We start from the raw sequence: 15,640 nt of genomic DNA, 5'->3' as shown, positions 1-15,640 counted from the left end.
TTTTAGAATCGAGAATGTAGATTCGTTTCAATGAATATTCTTTTATTTCGTTTTTGGAGAATTGAAACATGCAATCTTCTTACAATCGTCCCTTAGAAATGGTCGGCTCGATCGAAGCCGTCCATTTACCCGGAAATCCCGAAGCATACACGGTAGTTCTTTTTCACGGTTACGGGGCAAACGCATACGATCTTTCACCTCTCAGCGCGTATTTGGATCTTCCGGATGGAACAAATTGGTTGTTTCCAAATGGAATTTTGGAGGTTCCCGTAATGCCCGGTTATAACGGGAGGGCTTGGTTTCCGATTGATATGGAAGCTTTGCAGAAAGCGATGATGACCGGAGGTTATCGTGATTTTTCCGATCGTTATCCGGCGGGATTAGAAAGTGCTCGAGAGAAAGCGATGGAGATGATCCGTAGTCTCGGAATTCCTATGAATAAGATCATCTTAGGAGGTTTTAGTCAAGGTGCGATGCTTGCGACCGATATGACTCTTCATTCCGAAGTCGCTCCTGCGGGACTTATGATTTTATCGGGAACTCTCATCAGTGAAACGGATTGGAAAAGGCTCGCCGAACAAAAGAAGGAATACAAATTCTTTCAGAGTCATGGAAGAATAGATCCCGTTCTCGGATATCCCGCCGCAAAAAAATTGGAGCAACTATTGATCGGAGCCGGATGGAAAGGGGAGATGATCGCTTTTCAGGGTGGACACGAAATTCCGGAAATCGTACTTAGAGGAATGAACCTGTATCTCAGGAACATTACCGGATGACGAAACTCATAGAGAAATATATTGCTTTAAAGAACAAATATCGAAATTACGATACGAAGGAAGCTCTGAAAAGAATGCAGGCTTTCCGAATTGTTTTGAAAGATCTGGGAGAAAAAGGTTTTCATACCGGAGTCGAAATCTTGGGTTCGATTAATTTCGGAATCGTGGAAACTGCGTCCGATATAGATTGTATTCTTCTCCATTTTTGTGATCTTCATAAAGAAGTCGAATGCCCTGAATATTGCCCTAACTTTCTATACGAAACCGAAGAAATCAAAACTTCTCTGCGCAAGCGTTTGAATGACGAAAATTTAAAAGTCGAGTTTTTGGATTGTATCAATCTGAGAATGGTAGAAAAGGCAATGGAGCAAAAGGAGAATCTAAAAGACAGTGATCTTCTCAAACGGCTGATGTTTTATAGAACGATCGGAAGACCGGTCAATCGTCCTTTGTTCATTCCTTACTGCGAGAAACTTGAAGAGAACGAGGAATTCATCCGGGATATACTCGACTGGGGTTCCGAGGCATTGGAAGATTATCTAAGGACATCTAGACATAGATTTTCGTTCAGCAAATACAACGAAAGAATCGAAAGTTCCGGACTTCAATTACCGCCTGGACTCAAGGAAGAATTAAAAAGTTATCTCGACGAGGTTCCGGAAAACGGTTAGTACGTTCACTTATAAAAACACGTTAAGTGAAATATCCTGCAATGTCGTTAGTTGTTGAAAATTATACGTTTTGAAAAAATAGAACACTATAAATTGATATGAAATTTCTTTTAAAGTTTTGAATCTGTCTTAAAAACCTTAAAAGAAATCAGTTAGAATGATTCGGTAAGTTCGTAAATAAAACGTAGGAGTTCCCACAGTTTACGAGCTTTTGAGCATATTTTATAACTGTTCAGTTCTCGTCGAGGTTCCTAGGTTTTGGGACAGATTCTTAGTGTTTTTTAAAAGATAGATTTGGATGTCAAGTTTGTGGAAAAAGTCCGATGACACATCCAAAAGTTGAATTCCATCGTGATATATAATCTATGGTCTAAAAGGGAGCGCTGCTGTAGATAGTTTAAGAACTTTAATGCTCTATATGCAATTTGGGAAATGAGAATTTAACAGAAAGTAATTCCTGGGAAAACTTAATTTAAATTTTATAATAATGGTAAGTGTGTCGCCTAACTTCGGTTTCTCATTGTTTGCTCGGGTTTTCCGATACATTCTCTTTGTCAATTCGGCTTGTAACATAACCTTACCCACAACTCCTCGGATCTGAAATCTGTCCCGATCTTTGCAAAAAGACGGCTACTCTGCTGGCAAGTTTTGTATGCGCCATAAGTTTCAAAAATATAGGAAAATGGTTTCCGTTTTTTGAGTTGAATGATATGCTTTCTAACCGAGTATTCTATGAGTGTTCAATTTCGTATCGTCGTTTTTTTCGGCAAAGAGCTTCTTCAAAATTCAACAAGAATTATAATCGAAGTCGCGCCTTATATATTCTTTTTCTTTTTTTCGATTCCCGTTTTGATTTGGAGCAGATCCAACGGAGAATCGACCATTGACGGAAAATACAAATATTACAATGTAGGATTGCAGGATCAGTTCACCTATCTTGAAATCAATGGACAGATCGAAAATCTTTCCGGAAAAGATCATGCTGAAGCTTTTTTTACGATGAACTTTTACGATAAAGATGATATTCTGTTGGAAACTTGTCAGTTTGCGATACAAGGTTTTCCATCGGGACACAAGAGAGATTTTTATGCCAGCGTGAAATACGTGGATCCAAAACGGATCAAACGTTTTACGATTGAGTTCGAAGGAGAAAATTAAATCCGGCTCCATGTTCTCAAATGAAATGAATTGTGGAAACCCTAAATTTAAAGGATAATGATCGAGTTGCCAACTCGATCTTTTTTACAAAGTAAGTAACGATTGTTTTTTTTAGGTTTTGTAAAGGTTCAGGGATGATGAAAATTGTAGATCCGAAACGTTTAGAAAACAACACGTTCGTTTGGTCATAGGCAGGTAGGTTATGAATAAAAAAAGATTTTGGTTCGTTTTGTTTTTGTTACCGACTTTGTATTGCGGTTCTACGGTAAGGGCCGGAGAAATCGGACTTTTTTGGAAACCTTTCGGATTTTCGGATGTCGGATTGCATAAAGAGCCCGTGTTAAATGGGTTCTATTGGTTGCTTCCTTGGAACGATATCTATACTTATTCTACACAATGGAACGCTTATAAGGAAAAAGTCGACGTTCTTACCAACGATGATTTGAAGATAGACGTACAGGCGATTATCATCATGAGACCGATTCGGGAGGAAGTATATAAACTTCATATAGAGGTCGGTCCAGAATATTACAGAAGTATTGTGCAACCGGAGTTTAGGGCTTCGATCCGAAATGTGGTTTCTCATCATCAGATGATTCAGATTTCTAAAAACAGTGCTGTTCTAGCGAAAGATATAAAAACCGCAGTGATCGAAAGAACAAAAGGAAAACATATCGAAGTATTCGACGTGATCTTAGACGATATAGAATATTCTTCCAATATGCTACATGCAATCGAAACTAAGTTGACCAAACAGCAGGAACTTGAGCAGCAAAAATACGAACTGGAAATCGCCGAAAAGAATATTGAGATCGCTAAAAAAAGGGCGCGGGCCGATGCAGAAGCGCAGTTGATTCGGGCTGAAGCGCAAGCGAAGTCGCAAGTGATTATCAACGACAAGTTGACCACGAGGTATCTTCAGTACAAATCATTTGAAAGTCCGAATTCCAAGCTGATCTTTGTGCCGCAGGGTAGGGATAATCTTCCGATCGTCGTGAATCCGAAAGAATAATAGTATCAGGGTTATGCGGATTTGTCCGACAGGATATACTCGGAACTACATAATAAAGTGCACAATCCGATAGAATTGTTGAAAAATCTCATAGTGACGATTCACAAAACTGCTTCAATCGACCGTTTCCGGAAAATAAAAACAGATAAAGAATTAATTTTCAACAACTCCAATGGTTTTACATCAATTATATGAATTCTATGTAAGAAAAAACTGGGGCTGGACAGAACTCGACTAGCGCCAATAGAAGCGAGACGCTTTAGTTACCAGCTTGATCTTTCTGATAAAACAGAGTTAAGTTTTGAGCGCGCTGTAAAATACCAATAGCTTGCCTTGCATCGATCCCTTTCGCATTGGTTATGCGAATTCACGTTAACTTAGAATCATTAGAATTTGAAGTCGACCAACCTACTGTTTTCCAAGAATAAAGATATAATATTAACGTGAGTTCGGCGTAAGAAAGTTTGGGCGAATCGCTCGCGAATTTCATAGATAAAATAGCTCGCGACCGCGCTTTTCGCTTCAATTCCTTCGGAATTTCCACTACAATCGCGTTATATCGAACTCACGTTAATATTACACAAAAATAAATCTAGCCGAAGGAGGATCTTAAAAAAGTAATATATGAAACCCAGATCCGATTCTTCTTGTTCGGTTTAAAACTCCTTTCAACTTAGACAAAATGGCGCCCCTTCTGGGCTTGAAAAGCGTGGGTAAGATGCAAGCATTTACCACAAAACAAGAAAACCAACAGAAGGAACGTAATGAAAAGAAAAGTATATGTAGGAATGGATGTCCACAAAGAAACGATTAGAATTGCGTGTTTAACGAGCAATACAAAGGAAATAGTAAAAGAACAGCAGATAAAACATAATGAGGTTCAGATCAAAAAGTTCGTCAATAAACTAAAATCAGAATGGAACGAGATACATAGTTGTTACGAGGCGGGAGTAACCGGTTATCCACTTTACAGATATCTCAAGTCTTTGGGAGTGAATTGTATCCTTGTAGCGCCAGGAAAGATACCAAGACAAAGTTCGGATAAGATCAAAACGGATAAAAGAGATGCAATCAAATTAGCAAAATTATTACGAAGTGGAGAATTAGAATCGATTCATGTACCGAGTGAAGAGGACGAAGCGGTAAGAGATTATTTGAGATCCCGTGACAGCCTTCGTTTGGATTTAGGAAGGAATCGTCAAAGGTTAATGAAATTCTTATTAAGAAAGGGTATAACCTACTCAAAAACAAAGTATTGGACGGTGAGTCATAACAAATGGTTGAACAATCTACAGTTTAACAATGAGATCCTTCAAGAGACGTTTAACGACTATTATAGTCGGGTAAGAGTTCAAGAAGAGAATTTAAAAGCGATGGATAAGAGAATACAAGAGATAGCGGAAAGTGAACCGTATCGAGAGAAAGTAGGAATATTAAGATGTTTCCGAGGAGTGGATTATCTAACCGCAATGTTTTTACTTTGTGAGGTTTGTGACTTCAAACGATTCAAAACAGCCGGTTCGTTCATGAGTTTTCTTGGACTTGTTCCGGGAGAATATTCCAGCGGTTCCAAAAGAAAACAAACAGGGATAACAAAAACTGGAAGTCCCAGACTTCGAAGAATATTGACAGAAGCAGCTTGGCAACATCGTTTCCCTGGAACAGGAAGTAAGATTGTAACCGCACGTAGATCGGGACAACCTGCGTTAGTTGTTGCTTTGGCGGAAAAAGCATCTCTCAGATTACACAAAAAGTTTCGTAATCTACAGCAAAGAGGAAAAACTCCTCAGGTAATGATAACGGCAGTTTCAAGAGAGTTATCCGGATTTCTTTGGGCGGCGATGAATCTGGTTGCATAGAGTTAGAGTAATGTTTCATCCAATAATTGAATTCGTTAGAGAAGATGTACGATAAAGGAGGAATACTTGTTGGCTCAGTGTTGAAGCAAATTTGAATTTCAAATTTGACCTTCGTTTTAAGACTAAGAACAGCTCCCGATGTATAGATTATCCTGCGGTATCCAACCCGCGAATATCAGTCTGATCAATCGTCGCGAATGCTTTTCTCTAACGAGTTAAATTATTGGGTGATTAAAAAAAAATGCGAAAAAATATTTACGGCTCCGGATGGGGGCGCCATATCAGAGCCCGTCTCAAAACCTCAAAATATAGGAACCTCGAAGAGAACTTAACAATTATAAAATATGCCCGAAAGCTCATAAACTACCAAAGTGACGTAATTTGTGGGAACTTCCATATTTTATTACAAACTTATTGAATGATTGTAACTGATTTCTTTAAGGTTTTGGGACAGGTTCTAAATCACTCTAACTGATTTCTTTTAAGATTTTAAGACAGGCTCTTTATTGAAATCCAAAGCAAATAGCTTCGAAAGCGATTGGAGACGGACTATAATCTGATAACTTATTTACATAAACGTAATAGTACACCGTAAACTATTGAAAGACAAACCTTACTTTATTCAATCTCCTAATAGAGTGACCCCCTGCCAGTTTTCAGGAACCCCAAACCTACAATTGTGCACGGACTTTTCCAAATACACTCTTGCCGCTTGATCAGCCCGGTTTTTTTCCAGGATTCGATTAAAAATGACACATGCTTCTTCGAAATGTTTCTCTCTAAACAAAAGGATCCCGCGCTCGAATTCCTCCCTTGTATTCATGTAAGAATCAATTAAATTTTCTGGAAGTCCATTAAACACTTCCAAAACCGTATAAACACTTCTTTGATCTCGAATCTGAATCCGGTCCACAACCCGATAGAAATACTCAGACGCATTTGTTAAGCGAAATAGAGTAGAATCAGTAATCAACAGGGAAGATTCGTACATTCTTGAAAGTTGCCCTATTTTTGAAGCAACGTTCACTGAAGATGAAATGACGGTGCTTTCCATTCTTTCCGCTTCCCCGATGGTTCCCAGTAAAATTGGTCCGGTATGGATCCCACTTCCGGAACGAATCGGATCTTTTCCGTTGGCAATCCTTTCTCGATTAAATTCCCTCAAAATTCGTTGAATTTCGACCGCACTTTCCAAAGCCCTTTCGGGTTCTGGAGGGAATAACGCTAAAAAGGCTTCTCCGAAATATTTATCGATAAATCCATCTCTTTCACGGATCACCGGACCGACTTTACCTAAAAAAGAATTAATAAATTTGAAATTTTCCTTTCCCGTCATCTTTTCAGAAGAATCGGAAAAAGTTCGAACTTCGTTATAGAGAAGACTCATTTCTTCTTCCGCAATATCCCCGAGCTTAATGTCTAGAATATCATGCTTATTTAATATTCTTAACAACTCCTTCGGAACGAAAAGTCTGTAAGAAGAATTCACCTTTTTTAAACTTTCAGACACGTCCTCCATAGCATTGAAAGCCAGAGAATACCTTTTAGCCAGAAGGTAAGCTTCAGAAAAGATAAGAGCGACCAATCCGAACGGAGCGAGAATAAATGTAGGTATAATTCTTTTATTATAAAAAATATCCTGACTGTATGCAAGAAAGACTGCGAAAATTCCAATCAGGATCGCGACCGCACCAGTTTTTTTCCGAATCAATGCAAGTGCCAACACGTAAAATCCGACCGCAAAACATAAAAACGTAAACACGTAATAGTATTCGATGGTCCCCGTAAATAGAACAGGATCCTGAGAAACAACGATCAGGGAAAAAACCGTAGCGATAAAAACGACAATATAATGAATCTCTTTTTTTAACTCCTCCGGAAATAAAGCTCTCAAAAACGCCGATGTAACCGGAGGAATCAGATAGAAACTGAGGTAAACGATTCTCATATGAACAAGATACGAAACACCAGGAAAAATCACTTGAATGAGATTTTGTTCGGTACTGATTTCTCTGAAACAAAACACAAAACAAAGAATCCCGAAATACAAAAGAGCCACATCTTTCTTTCTTAAAAAATAAAGAGTGAAATGATACAACGCCATTGCTATTAAAAACCCAAGAAGAAAAACGTCTACAGTCATCCTTTTTTCTCTGAGTCGAATGATCTGATCCTCATTTCCAAGTACCAAACGCGCGGTCAATCCGCCTCTGGCGTGATAAAAATTGGAGAGGGGAATTCGAATTTGAAATTCCTTTTTTTGAACTTGAAAAGGTAAAATTTTTACGTTCCATTCGGGCGTAGATGTGTCCAAGGTTTTTCCGGGAACACCTTGAGCTCCGATTTTAATCCCATCAACCCAAACCTCGTATGCGGTTTCGGAGGTTTCCGCTAAAATCGCAAGATTTGTTGAACTTAAATTTTTAGGGAGAATTACTTTCAAAAAGTATGTTGCAATTCCGGTTCCGGGATAATTTTCTCCATGCGGCTCTTGGATTCGAGTCCAAGCTTTGGGAACGGGCATGAGTCTATTTTTTTCCGAGTTTACTTCCGGATCTTCAATAAATTCTTTCCAACGAAAAATCCAATCGCCTTGCAACGCGACTGGACCGTATTTTTTAAAATCCCAGGAAGAAAGATCGATAACTCCCGAAACGACAGAGACTTGAGGACGTTCCAATTCTAACGCACATTGATCTAAAACAAAAAAGAGTCCGAAAAAAAGTAAAACTTGTCTTTGGAAAAAACTAAATCGTATCATGGAACTTTTCTTAATTTTCTCTTTCAATTTTGAAGTCGGTCAAGTTGAATATTCTACTTCTACACATCTGAAGTGTATTTCCATTCAATTACCCGAAGGAACGACCCGACAGTAATGGATCGATCCTCAAAATACTACCATAGTTTATTGTTCTGCGCAACTCCCTTAAAGACGACACAAAGTTTATTTGAAATTCTCTGTCGGTAATTGGAAATTTCATTTTCAAATTCTTTTCCCTATACATGGACATAACGAATAGAAGTTTGAATATTCATTAAAAACAATGAAACAAGTTATATCTTTCGACTGAATTCGATCCAAAACCTCACAACTTATCCTTTTTCTCAATTGAACGAACCAAATTTGTCGCCAGATCCGTACACGCCCATAATTGATTACCCAACTCGATAAAAGTATCATATTCAAAAGATACAAAAAGATATTAAGTAGTTTAAATATACTTCCTCAAAAAGCCCTCAAAGTAAGTCCATCAACAAAATCCCTAAGCGATGCTAACGAGTAAATATAATTTATGCTCGAACACTTTTAAAAATTATTTCAAGGACAATACAGAATTGCTCTCCGAACTTACGATAAATAGATCCAAGAGAGGAAGCAAACGAAACATATTAAATAATCATAATTCTATATATGGAATAAATCCATATCTGCAACCGATATTTCCAAAATGATCCCACATCAAATCTATAGAGGCAAAGTTTGTGAAATTGCTCAAGGATCCCGACAGATAGAAAAGAAAAAAGTATTTATAATTTCAAACGATCAAAGGAAACCAAAAAACATCATAAAATCCTTAAATGGCAAATTAGAATCTTATCTTTCTTCCAGATACTTTTATCCCGACGAGTTTGTATGAAATCACTTAAAAAAGGATCTTTTTGTAAAAGCCTTTCTCAAAAAACCGATGTGGAAATTCCTATAAGAATTTAACAAAGAAAAAAGTGTAACCAAAAGTTTATAAATTCACCTAAATTACATAATTTGCGGGAATTCCCGCTTTTATTATAATTGATTAAAAGCCTGTCCCAAAACCTTTAAAGAATCAGTTACAATGATTCAGTAAGTTCGTAATAAAATATGGAAGTTACTACAAATTACGTCCTTTTGATAGTTTACGAGCTTTCAAGCATATTTGATAACTGTTAAGTTCTCGTCGAGGTTCCTATATCTGAGGCTTTGAAACAGACTTTAAACTCAAAAAAATTCCATACGATTCTTGTCTATTTTGGAGAAGTACTTCACTACCGTTCAATTCTTGAAAGTCATTATCTTAAAAAACAAATTTCATCTTGCAAACGACTTTCCGGAGAAAAATAAAACGCATACCTGAGAGGTTCCCAATTAAGACACCTGAATCATATAAGAATTTACTAATGGTTGGAAGCGAAAAATTCCGAAGTAGAAATACTCGCCTTAGCGGAACAAACTTTATAGTTGGAAGCGGTCGGGCAAGAAGCAGTGCCCCCCACCTTACAACCTTTGTCTTGACATTTCTTTCTGTTATCAAATGTATCGGAACCAATATACCTGCAATAATCTCTACAATGATCTGCGGATCCGGAAGTGCAAATATAACAACCATCTGCAGAAAGATTTTCGATCAGGAATAAAGAAATTAGAATCGTAAAAATAAAAAACAAGCTTTGAAACTTTTTCATACCTTAACCTCTCTGTTTTTTGATCATAATAATCTAAATTTCTCTGTAAAGATTAAAAAAACGGTTTCAGTTCAACATAGGATCTTTTGTGTGTTCGACAAAATACTTATAAATCCCGCCCTTGCTTTTGAGAGCTTCCTGCCATGTTGTTTCAGGATCTTGATTTAAGACAAAATCTTTTGTGGCTTCATGAGTTACCCAAGACTTACGATCCATCTCAGTTTCCAACTGCCCAGCACTCCAACCAGAATACCCTTGGTATACGTGAAACTTAGAAGTGGATTTCAATAATTCCAGGAGAGTATCGTAACTTCTCGCAAGATACAAACCAGGAATCACTTCAATTCCAGGCTGAGCAATTTTATTGTCCTCGTGTAACACTGATATAAACGTAGGATCCACAGGACCGCCAGAATAAATCGGAAGAGTACGACTAACATGATCCGGAATTCCTTGGATTACGTCTCCTATGGACGCCTTCTGCTTTTTATTCAGTACCAACCCGAAAGCACCTTGATTGTCATGCTCTACCATCAAGATAACCGTTTGGTTGAAATAGTCCATAACGATCGAAGAATTGGAGATTAGAATTTTTCCGTTATAAGTTTCTTCCATACCTTAACCAGTTTTAGACCGGATTACCTTTTAGAAGTTCCATGGATTTCAGAAAGAATTTGATAAGCGATTTCCAAAGTGGAAACGTCGGAATTTCTATTTACAATCGGATCTGTTTCTTTTCTGATACAACGGATAAAATGTTCGTGCTCTTGTTTGAGTGGATTATCCTTATGAACGAAAATCTTTTCCACAATCGATTCTTGGCGATACTTGATCTCTTCGGATAAAAGAAGAATATCGGAAGTAGCTTGTCTATGCAGTTCGATTTCCTGATCCGTAAAATCGAGCATAATGTACACGTCTTTCTGAGTGATATTCAAGGTTCTAATTTTCGCTTGAGTCGTTCTGGACGCGGTAATACTTGCGAGACACCCGTTTTCAAATTCAAGTACAACGTTTGCGACATCCTCGTGAGCGGACAATACCTTTGTTCCCGAAGCGGAAAGCTTTCTAACGGGGGAATTGACTAGATTTAACACGATGTCAATATCGTGAATCATCATATCAAGAACGACACCTACGTCTTTGATTCTCGGATTAAAAGGGGCAAGCCTCCTCGACTCAATAAGTAAAGGATCTTTTACAATTTTACCTAATTCTAATACTGCACCGTTGAATCTCTCCACATGACCCACAAGAAGAATTAAATTCTTATCTGCGGCAATTTTTACGAGTTCTTTAGCCTGTTCGGTTGTTTCTGCAATCGGCTTTTCGACTAATACATGTTTGTTGGCTTGCAAAGCCTTCTTTGCAATTTCGTGATGTAAAAAAGTAGGGACAGCGACAACTACCGCATCCACTTTTGAGATCAAATCGTCGATCGTCGCAAATGCAGATGTTTTGTGCTTTTCCGCGATTTGTTTTCCTCTTTCAATATCCGCATCATAGATTCCCACGAGGATTGCATCATTTAGAGTTTTTGCCACGTTTACATGATACTGGCCCATGTGGCCGGTTCCGATCACGCCGAGTTTTACTCTTTCCATCATTGTATTTCCTTTGTATTGTGTAGCTTGGGTCGCGCTATTCGAGAATTTTTACGGAAATTTTATATGTAGAAATCGATCCTTCCATTTCGAAAACAGAAAAAGACCGAATTCTTTTTACTTTGTAAAGATTTTTCCTTTGGATCCGGGAATGGTTTCTCCGGATTCTCTTGCGAACTCTTCTATCAATTCTCTTTGTCTTCTCGTGATCTTTTTCGGAATTTCGATCTTCACGACTACGTGCTGATCTCCTTTTCCATAAGCACCGAGATAAGGCATTCCGTGACCTTTCAACCGGAACACTTGACCGGATTCCGTTCCTTCCGGAATTTTCATCTTAGCCTTTTTACCGTCGATTGTCGGCACTTCGATTTCCGCTCCGAGAATCGCTTGAGCTAAAGTAATTTTCCGAATGAGAATCAGATCGTTTCCTTGGCGCTCGAAAAGTTCATGTCTCTTTATATGCGTGACCACATATAAATCTCCGTGAGATCCACCGTTTGGCCCGGCCTCACCTTCTCCTGACACTTTGAGTCTGGAACCGGTTTCGACTCCCGGAGGAATTTTGATATTGATCGTTCTGCGTTTTTCTTGAAGACCTTGGCCACCACAAGCTTTACAAGGATTAGAAATCGTCGTTCCTTTTCCTCTACAAGTAGGACAAGGCGTTGCCACGGAAAAAAATCCCTGCGTTCTTCTTATCTGGCCAGAACCGCCACAATCCGGGCAAGTAGTTGGTGAACTTCCTTTCGCCGCCCCCGAACCGTTGCAGTCTCCGCAAGATTCCAATCGGGGAATTTCGATTTTATATTCCCTGCCGAGCGCGGCGTCCTCTAAGGAAACTTCTAAATTATAGCGTAGATCGGAGCCTCTTTGCGAGCCGGATCTTCTTCCACCGCCGAAACCTCCTCCTCTGCCGCCGCCGAAAAAATCACCAAAGATATCCCCAAAATCTCCGAAAATATCAGAGAAATCAGTGTACGCGCCTTGACCGAATCCGCCCGCTCCGGCTCCGACACCGGCCTTTCCGAACTGATCGTAAGCCTGACGTTTTTTGGGATCCCGTAAGACCTCGTAGGCTTCAGTGGCTTCTTTAAATTTTTCTTCGGATTCCTTATTACCCTTGTTCTTATCGGGATGATATTTGATCGCCAACTTACGATAAGCGGATTTGATTTCCTCGTCGTTAGCACTCTTGGAAATCCCAAGAATATCATAGTAACTTCTTTCACTCATTGTTTAATTCCAAGTAAACGTCGAATTGGATGCCTGTTCGAACTCTCTTTTAAATACTTCGATGATTCCAAAACACCGCGTAGGAAAGTTTTTAGCTTCCTACACGGTTCACACACAACGTTTTCGACTTTTCTAAAAACTTAAATTCCTTATATGCAAGAAATTTAAATTGCAAAACATCGAAACTTCCCAAACTAAAGGATCGCTCCTCAAGTTCTGTTTGAAAGCCTTCGACCATATGTCGCGTCGCTATTAAAAATTACTCCGCGTCCTCATTTTTTCTCATCGTCCACCACGGTGTAATCCGCGTCGACGACCTTTTCACCGTTATTCTTACCCTGGTCGTTCTGTCCTTGATCCGGACCTGCGGCTTGTTCCGCGCCGGGTGCACCTTGTGAATAAATCTTAGTAGCGATATCGGAGGCAATTTTAGAAATAGAAGTTTTCGCGGATTCCATTCTCGCCTTATCGTTACTTTCAATCGCTTCGCGTGCGCGTTTGATTTCGTCCATCGCAAGCTGTTTTTCGCTTGCTCCGATTTTATCCCCCGCTTCGTTCACGGTCTTTTCAAGAGAATAAGCAAGCGTATCCAACTCGTTTTTCGCTTCAATCACTTCTCTTTGGGCTTTGTCCGCGGCGGCGTGAGCTTCCGCATCCTTAACCATCTTTTGAATTTCGTCTTCGGATAATCCGGAGGAAGATTCGATTCTAATCTTTTGTTCCTTACCAGTTCCAAGATCTTTCGCTGACACGTGTACGATTCCGTTAGCGTCTATATCAAAAGTAACTTCGATTTGAGGAACCCCTCTTGGTGCGGGCGGAATTCCGATCAGATCAAAGCGACCGAGAGTTCTATTCGCTGAAGCCATCTCTCTCTCACCTTGAAGAACATGAATCGATACCGCGGATTGGTTGTCCGCCGCAGTAGAAAACACCTGGGATTTCTTCGTAGGAATCGTAGTGTTTCTTTCAATCAGTTTGGTCATAACCCCACCGAGGGTTTCGATTCCGAGAGAAAGAGGAGTCACGTCAAGAAGAAGAACGTCCGAAACCTCTCCGGCTAATACTCCGCCTTGAATCGCGGCTCCAACCGCAACGACTTCATCCGGGTTTACAGACTTATTTGGCTCTTTTCCGAAGATCTGTTTGACTAGTTCTTGAACCGCAGGAATCCGAATCGAACCACCCACTAAGATCACTTCGTTGATATCGGAAGCCTTTAAACCCGCGTCACGAAGGGCATTCTCACAAGGAATTCGAGTACGATCCACAAGAGACTTAGTCAATTGATCGAACTTAGCTCTGGAAAGAGTCATGTCCAAGTGTTTCGGACCGGATGCATCCGCAGTGATAAACGGAAGGTTGATCTGGGTAGACATCGTCCCAGAAAGCTCGATCTTTGCTTTTTCAGCGGCTTCTTTCAATCTTTGAACGGTATTCTTATCCGCGGAGATATCGATTCCAGTTTGATTCTTAAATTCGGAGATCATCCATTCCATAATTGCCATGTCGAAGTCATCTCCTCCGAGGTGAGTGTCTCCGTTTGTAGATTTCACTTCGAAAACTCCGTCGGCAAGCTCCAAAATGGAAATGTCGAACGTTCCACCACCGAGATCGTAAACCGCGATTTTAGAATTGACATTTTTCTTATCAAAGCCGTAAGCGAGAGCGGCCGCGGTAGGTTCGTTGATGATCCTTTCAACTTCAAGGCCAGCGATCCTTCCCGCATCCTTAGTCGCTTGACGTTGTTCGTCATTGAAGTAAGCAGGAACGGTAATCACGGCCTTGGTTACTTTTTGACCGAGATAGTCTTCCGCAGTCTGTTTCATTTTCATGAGAACGCGAGCTGAAATTTCCTGAGGAGTAAATTCTCCCGCGGAAGTTTCGAACTTAACTCCTTCGTTTCCGGAACGAATAACCTTATACGAGACATGTTTCATTTCGGACTCGCATTCGCTGATTCTACGTCCGATAAAACGTTTTGCGGACCGGATCGTATTTACTGCGTTAGTGATCGCCTGGTTCTTTGCAAACTGGCCGACCAAATTCTCTCCTTTTGCGGTAAATGCTACGATGGAAGGAGTTGTTCTAGCTCCTTCTGAGTTTTGAATAACGACCGGATCACCACCTTCCATAACAGAAACGACCGAGTTAGTTGTTCCTAAGTCGATTCCTATAATCTTTTCCTTGGACATTGTTTTTCTCCTTTATACTTCCCTGAGATTCTAATTATGCTTCGGTTTGCCGATTCGAACCCTTGCAGGCCGAAGCGTAAACTTGTCTTCGTTTTCTTTGTAATAATAGCCAGCTTGATACACATCTATAACGGTTTCTTCCGAGTATTGCTCCCCCTCTTCCGAAGAAAGAGCTTCCATCGACATCGGATCGAAAGGTTCCCCCTTCGGATCGAAACGAAGTACATTCGATTTTTCTAATACAGAGTAAAACTCCTTGAGAATCATCGCAACACCTTCTACAAAAGGTTTTAATTCCTCTGAAGTAACTTGAGTCGCACCGACTCTTTCTAAGTTATCAATCGGATTCAAAAAACCACTTACAAGAGACTTGACCGCTTCCTTGCGAATCGAAACGAATTCCTGTGCGGAACGACGTTTAAAGTTTTGAAATTCGGCTCTTTCTCTTGCCCAAGAATCCTTTAAGGATTCAACCTCTTTTTTTGCGGCTTCCAATTCAGTTTGTAGCGAAAGTTCCGAATCTGCTGCCTCGGCAGCTTGAGTCTGTTTCGGTTCAGTCGCTTGTGTTGATTCTTCAGAATTCATATTCTCTAATTTAGTTTCCTCTAATGTTATTGACCGAGAATTTTTCTCGTTGGCCTTTGCTTCTTCCGAAGTTTTATTTTCCGAATTCGATGTTTCGGCCATAC

Annotated in this window: 12 protein-coding genes; 5 read left to right on the top strand and 7 right to left on the bottom strand. The window is 39.8% G+C overall.

Annotated elements, in window-relative coordinates; translation table 11 throughout:
- The first annotated feature begins 68 nt into the window (after positions 1-68).
- From LEP1GSC190_RS02525 to LEP1GSC190_RS02505, 5 genes are all read left to right on the top strand, one after another.
- Positions 69-776, top strand: coding sequence for an alpha/beta hydrolase (locus tag LEP1GSC190_RS02525; protein WP_002748654.1), 708 nt, complete (start codon positions 69-71; stop codon positions 774-776).
- On the top strand, positions 773-1,447 hold the full coding sequence (locus LEP1GSC190_RS02520) for a hypothetical protein (protein WP_002748663.1): 675 nt from the start codon (positions 773-775) through the stop codon (positions 1,445-1,447). Before LEP1GSC190_RS02525 ends, LEP1GSC190_RS02520 begins: the two co-directional genes overlap by 4 nt.
- Positions 1,448-2,179: 732 nt before the next feature.
- Complete coding sequence (locus LEP1GSC190_RS02515) at positions 2,180-2,605, top strand: FxLYD domain-containing protein (protein WP_002748638.1); 426 nt, start codon at positions 2,180-2,182, stop codon at positions 2,603-2,605.
- 202 nt (positions 2,606-2,807) lie between these two features.
- A complete protein-coding gene (locus LEP1GSC190_RS02510; RefSeq protein ID WP_002748677.1) occupies positions 2,808-3,617 on the top strand; it encodes a prohibitin family protein in 810 nt (269 codons plus the stop codon).
- A 764-nt stretch (positions 3,618-4,381) separates the two neighbouring features.
- The gene (locus LEP1GSC190_RS02505) at positions 4,382-5,476 is read left to right on the top strand and encodes an IS110 family RNA-guided transposase (protein ID WP_002748658.1); all 1,095 of its coding nucleotides are present in this window, start codon (positions 4,382-4,384) and stop codon (positions 5,474-5,476) included.
- Between the two features lie 622 nt (positions 5,477-6,098).
- On the opposite strand, the gene LEP1GSC190_RS02500 is transcribed toward LEP1GSC190_RS02505, so the two are convergent.
- The 7 genes from LEP1GSC190_RS02500 to grpE all read right to left on the bottom strand — a co-directional run bounded on the left by LEP1GSC190_RS02500 (position 6,099) and on the right by grpE (position 15,638).
- Positions 6,099-8,237, bottom strand: coding sequence for an adenylate/guanylate cyclase domain-containing protein (locus tag LEP1GSC190_RS02500; RefSeq protein ID WP_002748252.1), 2,139 nt, complete (start codon positions 8,235-8,237; stop codon positions 6,099-6,101).
- Positions 8,238-9,628: 1,391 nt separating this feature from the next.
- On the bottom strand, positions 9,629-9,916 hold the full coding sequence (locus LEP1GSC190_RS02490; RefSeq protein WP_002748223.1) for a hypothetical protein: 288 nt from the start codon (positions 9,914-9,916) through the stop codon (positions 9,629-9,631).
- A 66-nt stretch (positions 9,917-9,982) separates the two neighbouring features.
- The gene (locus LEP1GSC190_RS02485) at positions 9,983-10,531 is read right to left on the bottom strand and encodes a YqgE/AlgH family protein (protein WP_002748207.1); all 549 of its coding nucleotides are present in this window, start codon (positions 10,529-10,531) and stop codon (positions 9,983-9,985) included.
- A gap of 23 nt (positions 10,532-10,554) precedes the next feature.
- Positions 10,555-11,523, bottom strand: coding sequence for a Gfo/Idh/MocA family protein (locus LEP1GSC190_RS02480; protein ID WP_002748246.1), 969 nt, complete (start codon positions 11,521-11,523; stop codon positions 10,555-10,557).
- A 114-nt stretch (positions 11,524-11,637) separates the two neighbouring features.
- Entirely contained in the window at positions 11,638-12,756 is a 1,119-nt protein-coding gene (gene dnaJ, locus LEP1GSC190_RS02475; RefSeq protein ID WP_002748238.1) for a molecular chaperone DnaJ, read from the bottom strand.
- Positions 12,757-13,028: 272 nt separating this feature from the next.
- Positions 13,029-14,951 (bottom strand): molecular chaperone DnaK, encoded by a 1,923-nt coding sequence (gene dnaK / locus LEP1GSC190_RS02470; RefSeq protein WP_002748227.1) that lies wholly within the window; start codon positions 14,949-14,951, stop codon positions 13,029-13,031.
- A 30-nt stretch (positions 14,952-14,981) separates the two neighbouring features.
- Positions 14,982-15,638 (bottom strand): nucleotide exchange factor GrpE, encoded by a 657-nt coding sequence (gene grpE, locus LEP1GSC190_RS02465; protein WP_002748244.1) that lies wholly within the window; start codon positions 15,636-15,638, stop codon positions 14,982-14,984.
- Positions 15,639-15,640: the final 2 nt, after the last annotated feature.

It is taken from the genome of Leptospira mayottensis 200901116, assembly GCF_000306675.2.
GTDB lineage: Bacteria > Spirochaetota > Leptospiria > Leptospirales > Leptospiraceae > Leptospira > Leptospira mayottensis.
Note: the sequence above shows the minus strand (reverse complement) of the source record. Positions and strands in the feature narration are given on the sequence as shown.